General features: G+C 53.3%; 13 protein-coding genes. 5 read left to right on the plus strand and 8 right to left on the minus strand.

The window, feature by feature from the left end; translation table 11 throughout:
- Nucleotide 1: 1 nt before the first annotated feature.
- Nucleotides 2–904, minus strand: coding sequence for a phosphotransferase family protein (locus tag ACI1P1_RS19695; protein WP_416218155.1), 903 nt, complete (start codon nt 902–904; stop codon nt 2–4).
- Between the two features lie 104 nt (nt 905–1,008).
- Here ACI1P1_RS19695 and ACI1P1_RS19700 point away from each other — a divergent pair, with 104 nt between their 5' ends.
- The 5 genes from ACI1P1_RS19700 to ACI1P1_RS19720 all read left to right on the plus strand — a co-directional run bounded on the left by ACI1P1_RS19700 (nt 1,009) and on the right by ACI1P1_RS19720 (nt 5,543).
- Nucleotides 1,009–1,941: a helix-turn-helix domain-containing protein gene (locus ACI1P1_RS19700; RefSeq protein WP_416218156.1), complete on the plus strand. Its 933-nt coding sequence runs from the start codon at nt 1,009–1,011 to the stop codon at nt 1,939–1,941.
- Nucleotides 1,942–2,041: 100 nt separating this feature from the next.
- Nucleotides 2,042–3,331 carry an SPFH domain-containing protein gene (locus ACI1P1_RS19705; protein WP_416218157.1) on the plus strand — a complete coding sequence of 430 codons (1,290 nt, stop codon included), beginning with the start codon at nt 2,042–2,044 and terminating at the stop codon, nt 3,329–3,331.
- Nucleotides 3,332–3,345: 14 nt separating this feature from the next.
- Nucleotides 3,346–4,086, plus strand: a complete 741-nt coding sequence (locus tag ACI1P1_RS19710; RefSeq protein WP_416218158.1) for a hypothetical protein — start codon at nt 3,346–3,348, stop codon at nt 4,084–4,086.
- A 22-nt stretch (nt 4,087–4,108) separates the two neighbouring features.
- Complete coding sequence (locus tag ACI1P1_RS19715) at nt 4,109–4,780, plus strand: hypothetical protein (RefSeq protein ID WP_416218159.1); 672 nt, start codon at nt 4,109–4,111, stop codon at nt 4,778–4,780.
- A gap of 325 nt (nt 4,781–5,105) precedes the next feature.
- Nucleotides 5,106–5,543 carry a DUF4183 domain-containing protein gene (locus ACI1P1_RS19720; RefSeq protein WP_416218160.1) on the plus strand — a complete coding sequence of 146 codons (438 nt, stop codon included), beginning with the start codon at nt 5,106–5,108 and terminating at the stop codon, nt 5,541–5,543.
- On the opposite strand, the gene ACI1P1_RS19725 is transcribed toward ACI1P1_RS19720, so the two are convergent.
- The 7 genes from ACI1P1_RS19725 to ACI1P1_RS19755 form a co-directional block, all read right to left on the minus strand.
- A complete protein-coding gene (locus ACI1P1_RS19725) occupies nt 5,530–5,895 on the minus strand; it encodes a hypothetical protein (RefSeq protein WP_416218161.1) in 366 nt (121 codons plus the stop codon). The two genes, ACI1P1_RS19720 and ACI1P1_RS19725, sit on opposite strands and share 14 nt — an antisense overlap.
- Nucleotides 5,896–5,983: 88 nt before the next feature.
- The gene (locus ACI1P1_RS19730; RefSeq protein WP_416218162.1) at nt 5,984–6,271 is read right to left on the minus strand and encodes a hypothetical protein; all 288 of its coding nucleotides are present in this window, start codon (nt 6,269–6,271) and stop codon (nt 5,984–5,986) included.
- 455 nt (nt 6,272–6,726) lie between these two features.
- On the minus strand, nt 6,727–8,595 hold the full coding sequence (locus tag ACI1P1_RS19735) for an SLC13 family permease (RefSeq protein WP_416218163.1): 1,869 nt from the start codon (nt 8,593–8,595) through the stop codon (nt 6,727–6,729).
- Between the two features lie 10 nt (nt 8,596–8,605).
- Nucleotides 8,606–9,865, minus strand: coding sequence for a tyrosine--tRNA ligase (gene tyrS, locus ACI1P1_RS19740; protein WP_416218164.1), 1,260 nt, complete (start codon nt 9,863–9,865; stop codon nt 8,606–8,608).
- Between the two features lie 359 nt (nt 9,866–10,224).
- Entirely contained in the window at nt 10,225–11,100 is an 876-nt protein-coding gene (locus ACI1P1_RS19745) for an AraC family transcriptional regulator (protein ID WP_416218165.1), read from the minus strand.
- An 83-nt stretch (nt 11,101–11,183) separates the two neighbouring features.
- The gene (locus tag ACI1P1_RS19750; RefSeq protein WP_416218231.1) at nt 11,184–11,897 is read right to left on the minus strand and encodes a MerR family transcriptional regulator; all 714 of its coding nucleotides are present in this window, start codon (nt 11,895–11,897) and stop codon (nt 11,184–11,186) included.
- 147 nt (nt 11,898–12,044) lie between these two features.
- Nucleotides 12,045–12,233 (minus strand): hypothetical protein, encoded by a 189-nt coding sequence (locus ACI1P1_RS19755; protein ID WP_416218166.1) that lies wholly within the window; start codon nt 12,231–12,233, stop codon nt 12,045–12,047.
- Between the last annotated feature and the right edge of the window lie 27 nt (nt 12,234–12,260).

The following is a 12,260-nucleotide window of genomic DNA, read 5'->3' on the forward strand; positions in this document are numbered from 1 at the left end:
GCTATAAGAAGGAATGGTCCAGCGCCCAGGCAAGGCGTCGGTTCCATTCCTTTTTTACGGATTCCCTAAAATCCGGACGTACCAGCGCGATCATCCTCCACAACTGGAGAATCACAAAGGCATGGAGGATGTCAGCTGAATCATTCTCCTCCCCAGACCCGTATCCCTTCCGGAACTCCCTGATACAGCTTCCGGCGATTTCCGGGAAATGCAAATGAGTCCAAAACAATACATTCCCGATATCCATTCCGGGATGGCCAAAGCCCGCAAGCTCCCAATCCAGAAGACAGCAGGCTCCGTTATCCCGGATCAATAGATTATGATAGCCATAGTCGCCGTGGAGCAATACCTGCCTGGGGTTGATTCCCTCTAACCGGCCAACCAGCTCTTCAGAGCGTTTCGTCAGTGCGGGTTCAATACAGATCTGGGGATCGGGGAGACTAAGCTGAATTTCTGGAATTGTCCAGCCCTCCTCCAGTCCTTCCCGTTCAACAGGAAGATGATGAAGCCCCGCAAGAACCTCTCCCAATTCAGTAAACAGCGGCAGAATGTCCTGAACCTCCCCCTTGAGGCTGTATTCTATAATTCGCTCGAGCATCATTCTGCCTTCCACAAACTCCATATGCAGCGCAGTCCGCTCCTCAACCCTAAAGCTTCCAAACAACCGCGGTGCATAACCTGAGCCAGTCAACTGACCAAGACATGCTTTTTCTACGGAAGCGCCGGCTTCAGAAACCATTGCCACCTTCACTACTGTCCGCAAGCCGTTATCGTTAAGCATGAAACAGGTATTTGTCCCGCCGCCCGGAAGTGAAGAAAGCCTGGCTTGCGGAAATCTCTTCTGGATACTGCTGCGCATTCCGTCCAATGGATCAATTGGCCACATTTTATCCTCCGCCCGCATTCATATAGAAACAGTTGTTCCCCCTGCCAAGAAAATGTGGTACCATCATACTACATCCATATCTGGAAAAACGGACAGAAATTGCTTAGATAGGGGCATGGGGCGTGATAGATCATCACTTGCTGGATATTATCCATGAAACAACAGAATTTGTGGAAAAGCATTTGCTGGACGAAACCCTCTGCCTGGATGTCATCTCCGACCATGTATGTGTATCGAAATTCTATCTGCTGCGGATATGGAAAGGCACCACGGGAACGGGACTAATGGAATATGTGCGAAGAAGAAGGATTGCCCTCTCTCTGGGGGATCTGCTCGAGGGCCGGAAACCGTTGGAGTACATCTCCTGGAGATACTCCTTCGGCTGCCAGCGGACCTACGGCCGTGTGTTCAAGAATGAGTTCGGCGTAACCCCGGCCCAGTGGCGGAACCGCCCCGTTCCTCTCCAGGTTCTAGACCGCTTCAACGGGGATTTTCTGCGGCGTGCCTCAGAGGGGATCATGTTCTACCGCAGCACAGCCGTTTTACCCGCTTTTGTGGTGGCAGGCCGAGAGCACAGAGTGGATATCCGGGATAACCACCTGAACCAAACCTCCAACAAGCTGGGGGTGGACTTTTTCCTGCACCACCGGCAGCGGATTCAGCATCCCTTACAAAAGGATGTTTACATCGGCTTAACCCGTGTGCCTGAGCCAGCAGCCGATTATACCTATTATATGCCCTCACTTGCCGTCGACGCTGCAAGCATTATCCCGGCAGATATGCTTAAGCGGGAGATCAAGGCTCACCGTTACGGTGTCTTTACTTATATCGGCCAGCATCACCCTGAGAAGATTTCCGCGTTGACCCTAAAGGATATCTGGCATCAGGTGTTCGAGGTCTGGATGCCTACCGTACAGATGAAGCTGAAGGAAATCTTCAGCTTCGAACGCATCGACTACACCCGATGCAGCAGGCAGTATTGCGAATGCGACCTGTATTTCCCCATCGAACCCGTTCAGGATGCCGGGCATCACGATGGGAAATCCTTGGAATAGGAGTGAAGGGTGCTGGCAGGGATTTGGAGGGTTTTGTCGAATACCTATACCGGAATAAATTTACATACTGCGTACTGCCAGTTTTGAGAGGAGAACAAACATGGCCATCATCCGCGTATTAAAATACGACGGCCCTCCGGACGTATTGGTCTGGAAGTATCCCCATCAGGAGTTAGGTACATGGACTCAGCTTATTGTCAACGAGTCACAGGAAGCCCTTCTGTTCAAAGGAGGCCAAGCCTTGGACCTGTTCGGGCCAGGCCGGCATACCTTATCCACGGAGAATATTCCCGTGCTTTCCAACATTGTCAATCTTCCCTTCGGCGGCAAATCCCCTTTTACTGCCGAGGTTTGGTATATAAACAAGCTCCGGTCCATGGATATCAAATGGGGGACCTCAGCGCCAATCCAGCTGCAAGAGCCCAAGTATCAGCTGATGATGGCCGTTCGGGCCTTCGGCCAGCTTTCCGTAGAAATTGCCGACTCCCGGATGTTCATCACCCGACTTATCGGGACCATGCCGGTGTTTAATCAGGATGCCTTGTACAATTACTTCAGAGGCATTCTAATGATGAATATCAAGGAACTGATTTCTTCCTTTTTGCTGCACAAAAAAATCAGTATCCTGGACATACACGCCTATATCTCCGAAATCTCCCGCCACGTTGAAGAACGGGTGGCACCGGCCTTTGCGGACGCAGGGCTTCGCCTAGTAAATCTGAATATCGAATCCATCAATCTGCCGGATGACGATCCTACCACCAAACGTCTGAAGGAAGCCCTCACCAAAAAAGCGGAGATGGAAATCCTCGGGTTTAATTACCAGCAAGCCCGGGCATTTGACACACTGGAGCAGGCTGCCAAAAACGAAGGCAGCCAGTCTGCTTTTATGAATGCAGGAATTGGCCTCGGTTTGGGCTCGGGTCTGGGCAACGCCGTGGGCAGCGTTATGCCTCAAGTGGCCAGCCAGCTTCAGGCCGCCGGTCCCCACCGCGTTTGTCCGCAGTGCAAGGACGTGAACCCGGCGGATTTCAACTTCTGCAAATCCTGCGGGTGCTCCATGCGGGAGAGTGCCAAGCAACAAGAAGAGATCCTTTGCCACAACTGCAGCAAGCCAGTATTACCGGGCTCCAAATTCTGCGCTCACTGCGGAGACCCCTATCATCCCTGCCCTGCATGCAAAGCCGATAATCTCGCAGATGCTGAGGTCTGCGCCAAATGCGGGGCCGATTTTGGGAAATCCTGTACGAAATGCGGCCATACCGTTACCAAGGATGCGAAATTCTGCCCGGAATGCGGAACCAGCATGATTCTAACCTGTGGGCAATGCAAGAATGAGGTAAAACCCGGTCAAAAATTCTGCTTTGAATGCGGCCATAAGCTGCTGTGAGGGAGGTCATATCCGTGAAACAATACCGCCAGCTCGGCAGTTTGACCATTCCTTTATTATTTCTTCTATCCCTGCTAATCACTGCCCTTATATTCTTCTGGATCGGACTTCAAGCCTCCTTCTCCGGATATTGGGGAGTATCTCTCAGCGGATTCATTCTGTCCGAAGCTGCAGCTTTTTTCTATGTAAACCAAGTGGTGCAGAACCGTCGCAGAACAAGGCAGGTTCCTGCCCTATTGCTGCCTTTTACGATTATTGCGGGGTATGCGATATTGCTCCTCATCTACATAGTCCTGTTTTGGGGAATATTTAAGGTTTCTTTTGTGTCTTATCTGCTTGTACATGGCATCACTACTATTCTATTAGCCGCGGCACTGATTGTAGCCAATAGCTATAAAAGGTATACGGAAGATCAGGATACGACAAACACCGGATCCGCATCCGTTATTGCACAAATCCGGCAGTCCCTCCAGGCACTTCATATGGAAGCGGCGGCATGGTCATCTGTGAAAGGGGACCCGCTGCTGCGTCTCCTGGAGCAAGCTTCGGAGAAGGCGCGTTTCAGTGATCCTGTCACACATGCTTCTCTCATTTCCATCGAGGAAAACCTGCTATGGCAAATCCGGGAGCTGGAGAAGTGTCTTCACTTGTGGCGCAAAGGCGACTCCGGCAACGGAGAACTGGCACGTCAGCTGCTGGACGATATTATGGGCGGCCTGGCCAAACGGAACAGCCGGCTGTTGTCGTTGAAATAAAGAGGATTAGAGGAGGGCCGCAATGGCTTCAGTGATTGCAGATGATTATGAAGAAGATCTTTCTGTGAGAAACGGTATAATGATTCTTTTATGTGTATTTTTCCCTTACCTCTTTCCCTTTTTTATGTTATACCGGATCATAAAGCATCGCCATTATCCGCATAAAAAGATCAGTGATTTAAAACTGATGGCTGTGTTTCTTCTCTTTGTACTTTCATTGTTGTTCGCAGTTGCTGTTTCCATGGAACGCGATCCAGTCCTCATAATATTCGTATGTGCCATCACTTTCCTGCCATCTATGATCATGTTTGGGGTTGCGAGTAATAAATCCAACAAAATAAATGAGCGTTACAATCATTATCGTGAACTCATTACACAAAACAGTATTAAATTCATAGAGGAAATGGCGCAGGCTACCGGGCATCGGCCGTTGGTTGTAAGAAATGAGTTAAAGCATATGATTCACAACAACCTTCTGTCCGGTATTGAAATCCATGGCAATCAAATCATAAGACTAGATAATAAGTGGGCTGGAATGGTTAGCCACCCTCAAACAAACAAGCCTGAGAATAAAGGAGATCCCTCCCGTGCGCCCAAGCCTAAAACGATTGAGTGCCACGGCTGCGGGGCCAGCACAACCATTATGGAAGGCGAAACAACTAAATGTGAGTATTGCGACAGCATCATCAGTTAAGGAAATGAACACTTAACGGACCCACGTTCCGCTATTCGCCTCCAAACCTACCTTTCACCAATTTGGCGGACGCAGGGGACCTTATTTGCAACAGTTCGACCTCAAAACCGGCTGTTTTACACCTATTAACGGATCGTGTGTCCGTAAAAAGTGCAAAACGCCGGTTTTTTGCTGAATAGCGGCGTCTGGGTCCTTTACGGCGAAATGAAGCTGCCACCATCTAGACTCCGGGCAAGATAGGCCTTTACCACGGTATCGAAAACGGGTTTGTGCTCATTAACTATTATGGGAGACATCTGATCGGGAAACGGAAGGAGGGAGCATCATGGCCATATGTAAACCGAAGCGCCGGAAGCTAAAGCAGGTGTTGTCCAAACGTCTGCCGCTTCGCGCCGCGGTGACCTTTTATTACGCCCGGAGCACCGGCGGAAAGCGGGAGTTTCGCATAAAGGATGCCGCTCCCGGTTTCCGCAGCCGCCTCCCCTCCCCTCACTCCTACTCCTATGCGCATGTTTATGTGGATGGCATCCTGCAATCGCCGCTCACCTACCGGCTGCGGGCGGGCCGTCTTCGTTTCCGCACCTCCACCCTTCCGCCGGCGGGGGCCAATATTATCGCAGAATTTATCGCCGTTTATCCCCCATCTCCATCCCAACCCGCACCGCGTTCAGCCAAGAAAAAAGCTTCTTCTTCCCCGAAGTCCTGCCGGAGGAAAAAGAAGCTTTGCTGCTGCAAAAAACGGAAGCGGATTACGAAACGGTGAAATCGAGAATCGTCAACGTAACACGTGACCCTTCCGGTATAGTGCCTGCGGTGGCGGATGTCAGTGCCAGCGCTTCGTTGGTTACCGTCGTAACCAGGTTTCTTTGTTGCAGCTGCCCTTCGACATAAAACTCAATGCCATACTGATGGCCTACAGCAGGTGTACTGGGGTCAACCGCAAATTCGGTGACCGCTGCGCCTGTATTGTCCGCCCAGGAAAATCCTGCGGTGTCCGGCCCGATTTGAGAGGCGGTATTCGCCGCCAGGGCGATGCCTCCGGCAGGAGCGGTCATAAAGTAATTATACAGGGTGTACGATACAAGAGGTTGACGGGGTAAAATCAAATTAGCCATGTTCCCACCTCCTTCCTCCACTTAAGTATATGGATGGGGAGGGTGAAACGAACTGGACATGGTACCCAAGAGTACCGCCCGTTCTGCGCTAAAAGTCCTGCCAGCCCACTGAGCTTGAGGCAAATTTGTCCTTGTACTCCATGGGGTTCATAGCATGGTATGACTTGAAAATCCCGCCGGAGAGTTGCCTGTGACCGGAGCGGACGTTGATGCCGGAGCAGCCGTGTGCGGTGACTCCAGACCGCCAGCCGCCGAACATGAACAATGTGGCGATGGTTCGATTTGCTGTAGCAATCGTTTTTTCCGAGAGGCAGATGATTGGTGCGATAATAGTTGGCTGATACTGGAATGCAAAAGTGCAGTTATTTTCTCCCATTCTCGGGCTCTCCTACCCTCCAAATGCAAATGTGCAGTTATTTCCTGCCCAACTGACCTCAGAAGGCCTTTATACTCCAAATAACTGCACTTTTGCAGGATAGGCCCTCCATTTGACGCCACCCTTCCAAAATAAATGCACTTTTGCATTTTGTCTCGACACCGGGCAGCGATTTGTACACCGGAGCCGGGCCTCATTTGAGTTTCCCGATGCCAAAGTCTACTTGGTTAACCTGACGCCGGACTGTACTTCCCCCCGATACTAGACTCTACTTTTCTTCCCACACCAGACTCTACCTGATCCTCTCACACGCCGAGCATTAAATCGTTACAATAGAGTCTCCGCTTCCGAAACACCGCCCTCCTCCAAGCCTCCTCCCTCTCGTCCACCCTCGCAAAAAAAGACGTCCCCGGAAGGGACGCCTGTCGTGGATTTGCAAACATTTGCAAACAGACCTAGAACGGATAAATCAGCGGCAGCGCAATAATCATCACGATGCCCATGAGAATTTGCAAGGGCAGCCCTACCTTCAGGTAGTGGCTGAACTTGTAGCGGCCCGCCGACATTACCAGTGCATTGGGCGGTGTGGAGAAGGGGGAAGCGAAGCACATGCTGGCCCCGATGGATACGGCGAACAGATACGCGTGGGGATTCGCCCCGAACTGGGTGGCCGCGGCCAGGGCAATAGGCGCCAGCAGCACAGCACACGCAGTATTGCTGATGAACATGGTCAGAATGGAGGTGGTGATGTACACCCCCGCCAAAAGAGCCATCGGCCCGAACTGGCCCAGACTGTTCACTAAACCACTGGACAACAGCTCCGCCGCTCCTGTTTTTTCAATAGCCGTGGACATAGGGATCATGCCGCCGATGAGGACGATGCTCTCCCAGTTGATGGCCCGGTATGCCTCCTCCATCCCGCGGATACATCCCAGGGCTACGGTGAGCACCGCGGCAATCATCACCGCCGTCACCGCAGGCACCCACTCCGTCACCAGCAGGATAATCAGCAGCAGCAGAATGCCTGCTGCAATGGGCGCCTTGCGGTCCATGGTGATTTTGCGGGATTCCTCCAGGGGCTGACCCACCACAATCACCTCGGAGGCCGTCGAAGCCAGAAGGGCAATGTCCTCCCATGTGCCCTGTACCAGCAGCGCATCGCCGAAGCGCATCTTTTCCTCCTTCACCTGATGGAGGATGTATTGGTCCTTCCGCTGGATGCCCAGCACATTCAGCCGGTATTTCTCCCGGAAGCCGGATTCCTTCACCAGCTTGCCGATAAGCCGGGACTTGGGCGTAAGCATCACCTCCGCCAGCCCCATATCGCTGGTGGCGTAAGCGCCGCCGCCTTGGCTTCCGCCGGAAATCTCCGGCTCCCCGGAGTCCAACACCACAAGCCCGTATTCCTCCGCGAACGCCGACACATCCTCCCGGGGGCCAAGCACATACAGGACATCCGCCTCCTGGATGATGCTCTCCGGACCGGCCACCTCCTGGTTGATGGTCTTAAAAAACTGATTGCGCGCCGATATCTTACGGCGGATCTCAATAACCGTAAGCTGAAAACGCGCCGGTATCCGCAGCTCCAGCAGTGTTTTGTCCAGAAGAGGAGAATCCTTCTTCACCTGGACCCGGAGGAGATGCTCGGACAGGCGGTACTCATTCTCCAGCTCACCTGCCGATCGCTTCCGCGACTTGGACGCTGCACCACCTTCGTTTTTGGGAAGGAACCGCCGCAGGTAAAGCATCGCCAGAATCCCCGTCACCAGGCAGATCGCTCCGGTAGGCGCAAAGGAAAAGAACTTCAGCTCCCCGTAGCCGCCTGCCTTCAATGCCTCTTGAATCACCAGATTGGGCGGTGTACCGATGGAGGTGAGCATACCGCCTAGGCTGCTGGCGAAGGCCAAGGGCATCAACAGCCGCCCCGGTGTGGTTTCCGCGCTGTAAGCCAGGCTTACCACAATCGGCATCATCACCGCCACCGTACCGGTGTTGCTGACGAATGCGCCGATGGACGCTGTAGCCAGCATCACCATCAGCAGCAGCTTGGTCTCATTGGTTCCGGCCAGCTGGAGCAGCTTGCGGCTCACCAGCTTGGCCAGCCCGGTACGAAAAATCCCACCGCCTACTACGAACAGCCCGATCATCATTACAACCACAGAATTGGAAAAACCGGCCAACGCCTCTTCAGGCTTCAGGACACCGGCTAGCATCAGTACGATCAGAGCGGCAACCGCAACCAGATCGGCGCGGATTTTGCCGGAGATGAACAGAGCGGAAGCGGCGGCAAGTGTAGCCAGGGTAACGATCATTGGCCCATTCATGTGCCCGCTCCTAGGACAGCTTCACTAGGCTGTAATTCTTCTTGCCCTTACGGACAATAATGAACCGCCCGCCGATGGCCATACCCTCTGTGATCTCCAAGGCCAAGTCGGTGATCTTGTCCCCATTGAGTGAAACGGCGCCTTTGGTAATATCCTCGCGGGCCTGCCGTTTGGAGGGCTCCAGCCCCAGATCCACCAGCCAGTCCACAATATTCTTGGGCTCGCGGCCGCCTTCGAAGGTAGGCATTTCCTTGAAACCCAGCTCAATTTCCTCTGCACTTAAAGACTTGATGTCACCGCTGAACAGGGCCGCGGTAATCCGCAGCGCCTGGGCCAGAAGCTCCTCGCCATGCACAAAGCGGGTCATTTCCTCCGCCAGTGCCTTCTGTGCTTCACGCTTGTGGGGTTCGCTCTCCACCTTGGCGGCCAATGCATCGATGTCCTCCTTGCTCAGGAAGGTAAAGTATTTCAGATATTTCACCACGTCCCGGTCATCGGTATTGGCCCAGAATTGGTAGAATTCGTAGGGGGTGGTTTTCTCCGGGTCCAGCCACACCGCACCGCCAGCGGTTTTGCCGAATTTAGTGCCGTCGGACTTCAGCATCAGAGGAATGGTCAGGCCGAAGGCCTTGGCCTCAGAGCCCTCCTTCTTGCGGATGAGATCCAGGCCGCTGGTAATATTGCCCCACTGGTCGGAGCCGCCGATCTGCAGCTGCACATCCTCGTGCTGGTACAGATGCAGGTAATCCAGCGACTGGAGAATTTGGTAGGAGAATTCGGTAAAGGAAATCCCGCTGTCCAGACGGCTGGCCACCACATCCTTCGCCAGCATGGCGTTGATGCTGAAGTTTTTGCCGTAATCCCGCAGGAACTCAATGACATTGATCTTGTGGGTCCAGTCGTAGTTGTTGACCATCCGGATCTGGTTGTCCCCTTCGGTCAGGAACAGCTTTTTCATCTGAGCGGTAAGCTTGTCCACATTCTCCTGCACCTGCTCCAGGGTTTGCAGAGAACGCTCCGATTGACGGCCGCTGGGATCACCGATGGTGCCGGTGGCGCCGCCAATCAGAATTACCGGACGGTGGCCGGCCAGCTGGAACCGCTTGAGCACCATAAAAGGAATCAAGTGGCCGATATGCATGCTGTCGCCAGTCGGGTCAACACCGCAATAGAGGGAAACGGCCTTCTCCTCGGTCAATTGGCGCAGGCCTTCCGCGTCCGTTTGTTGGTTGATGGCGTCCCGCCATTGCAGTTCATCAATAATATTCATGCGTGTAAACACTCCTTTGAGGTAATAGAAAAATGCAAAAAGCCGCCCCTGCCCGTAACCGGACACAGGGACGGCTGTAATAACCGTGGTACCACCCATTTTGCCTGAAGCTCAGCCGCGCGCACATAACGCAACGCCAAACAAACCTTCAAGCCACTCGTTTAGCGGGATAACGTCCGCCTTTCCGCCCGGACAAGCCGGGATGCTCCAAAGCTGTAATTCACGCGCTTCATGTGTACCGGGTTCCATCACCCCCGGCTTTCTGGGACAGAGACAAAGCGGCTACTGGGGCTTTTTCCACGCATACTGGATATGCTACAGCCAGTATAGTGAATCCGCGCGGGCCTGTCAACCTTGGGTCAGCCGCCTTTTTTCTTCACCGGAATCCAGATTTCGCTTTTGTAATCCGGCTTGGACGTGTCCTTGCTTTCATTCCACAGCATCTCCGGGCCAGGCGCGGCCTCGTATCCGGACATGGGAAACCATTCGGCATAGATGCTTCCCCAGACCTTTTGCAGCGTCTCCGGAAAAGGCCCCACCGCCGTAAACACAGCCCAGGCTCCCGCAGGAACGGCGAGGCTCTCCCACTTCCCTGCAGGCGGCGCATCCACCGCTACCCCGATATAATGGTCCAATTCGCCGCCATCGGCGCGGCCTTCGGAGAAGTTCAGCGAAGCGCTGACCAATCCGGCAGGCTCCACATTGGACAGCCCCTTCAGCTCCACAATGTCTTCCATAGTCAGGCTGGCCCACATTTTGGCGATCTCCGGATTCACTCCATTGTATTGAAGCGGTACTCTTTTGTGCAAACCTGTAATAGAGAATGCTTCCTTTTCGATGATGCGGTAATCCATATCATTTCCTCCCGTAACGGTTAATTGAAAGGTCATGGGCGGAACGGCCTTCAGGCTGGCTCCGGGTTTTCTGGCCTCGGTAGGAGTCAAGCCGTGAAGATTCTGGAACGCTCTGGTGAACGCATCCGGCGAATCGTAGCCATATTTCAGAGCCAGATCAATGACCTTGACTCCCGTGTCCCGAAGCTCCAGCGCCGCCTGCGCCAGCCGCCTGCGCCTGATGTATTCCCCCAGCGGCAGTCCGCTTAGAAAAGAAAACATCCTGCGGAAGTGATATTCCGAGCAGCAGGCCAGTTGGCCCACCCGGTCAAAATCAATCTCTTCCTCCAAATGGGCTTCGATATAACGCATGGCTTCGTTCAGCTGCATAAGCGGCTCCATATTGTTCAGCCTCCTTTCATATTCATCGTAACAGGAAGATGGATTAGGCTTCCCGACATATCCGGAACGGATCTTGCAGGACACTATTCATGAACGGCAGCGTAAGCCTCTGAGGCGGCCCCCAAATAATAGGATAACCCGATCTGCTGGCTCTCCAGCATGCTCCGGTGGAAATCATCCTCCCGGAAAAACCGTGTCTGCACGGCAAATTCTTCTGCAGTTGCGCCCAGTCCATGGTTTCCCAAGAAGGATAAATGGCTGCCGATTAAGCCCAAAATCTGCTGATCGTCGTGCCGGACACCCGTCTGCAGCGCCTTGGCCATTCCGTCCATAAATGCCGCCGCTTCCGCCGCCAGCTCATTCATCCGGGCGGTTTCCACAGGATTAGCCTCCAGCAGGTCGAACCCGTATTCCTTCTCCAGATGCTCCGACTGCTCACGGAGTGCTTCCTTCCATTCTTCCTCATTATTGAAGCCGCGGAACATGTCCTTTTCGCTCATCGTATCTCCCTTTCTGCTTGTGGCAATGGAGTGCTGCAATGTGTCAATGATGGTCTCCAACCGGCGTTTGCGAAGTAGCAGCAGTTCCTCTTGGCCTTCCAAAATGGCGGCGCGGTTGGTTTCGCCTCTTAACAGTTGCCCGATTTCCTCCAGTGTAAAATCCAGCTCCCGGTAAAAAAGTATCTGCTGCAGCCGCTCCAGCTCCGCCTGCCCGTATAAACGGTACCCGGCCTCCGTAATCCCGCAGGGCAGAAGCAGGCCAATCTTGTGGTAATGATGGAGTGCCTTGACCGTCACTCCCGACAAAACGGAAACATCCTTCACGGTGTACAGATGGTGTACCTCCTTTCTGAAAACAGAATAAGGCCTCCTCTTAGGTGAGGGTCAACAGGTACGGAAAAAATCCTGCTTTTGCAAGCAGGATTCCCTGGTTCTGGCTCCGGATTATTTGCGCCGGGATTTGGTCATACGGATATACAGAATGAGTGCCGCCAGGACCATGCTCATAAAACCCATATTTTCTGCCGCTGCCGCCTCCATCCCTAGCAGACCGCATACAAGAGTCACCAGGTTTTTTACCAAAAGAGCGGTTACAATCAGCAGAATCGGGCGCATGTAATTATATTTTCTCAACGTCGAACCTCCTGTGGGTTGTATATA

It is taken from the genome of Paenibacillus mesotrionivorans, from assembly GCF_046098205.1.
Lineage (GTDB): Bacteria > Bacillota > Bacilli > Paenibacillales > NBRC-103111 > Paenibacillus_AR > Paenibacillus_AR mesotrionivorans.

Coding starts and splice junctions, on each gene's coding strand:
- ACI1P1_RS19695 (WP_416218155.1), bottom strand. CDS start 904: ATGCGGGCGGAGGATAAAATGTGGCCAATTGATCCATTGGACGGAATG.
- ACI1P1_RS19705 (WP_416218157.1), top strand. CDS start 2,042: ATGGCCATCATCCGCGTATTAAAATACGACGGCCCTCCGGACGTATTG.
- ACI1P1_RS19715 (WP_416218159.1), top strand. CDS start 4,109: ATGGCTTCAGTGATTGCAGATGATTATGAAGAAGATCTTTCTGTGAGA.
- ACI1P1_RS19720 (WP_416218160.1), top strand. CDS start 5,106: ATGGCCATATGTAAACCGAAGCGCCGGAAGCTAAAGCAGGTGTTGTCC.
- ACI1P1_RS19725 (WP_416218161.1), bottom strand. CDS start 5,895: ATGGCTAATTTGATTTTACCCCGTCAACCTCTTGTATCGTACACCCTG.
- ACI1P1_RS19730 (WP_416218162.1), bottom strand. CDS start 6,271: ATGGGAGAAAATAACTGCACTTTTGCATTCCAGTATCAGCCAACTATT.
- ACI1P1_RS19735 (WP_416218163.1), bottom strand. CDS start 8,595: ATGAATGGGCCAATGATCGTTACCCTGGCTACACTTGCCGCCGCTTCC.
- tyrS (WP_416218164.1), bottom strand. CDS start 9,865: ATGAATATTATTGATGAACTGCAATGGCGGGACGCCATCAACCAACAA.
- ACI1P1_RS19745 (WP_416218165.1), bottom strand. CDS start 11,100: ATGGAGCCGCTTATGCAGCTGAACGAAGCCATGCGTTATATCGAAGCC.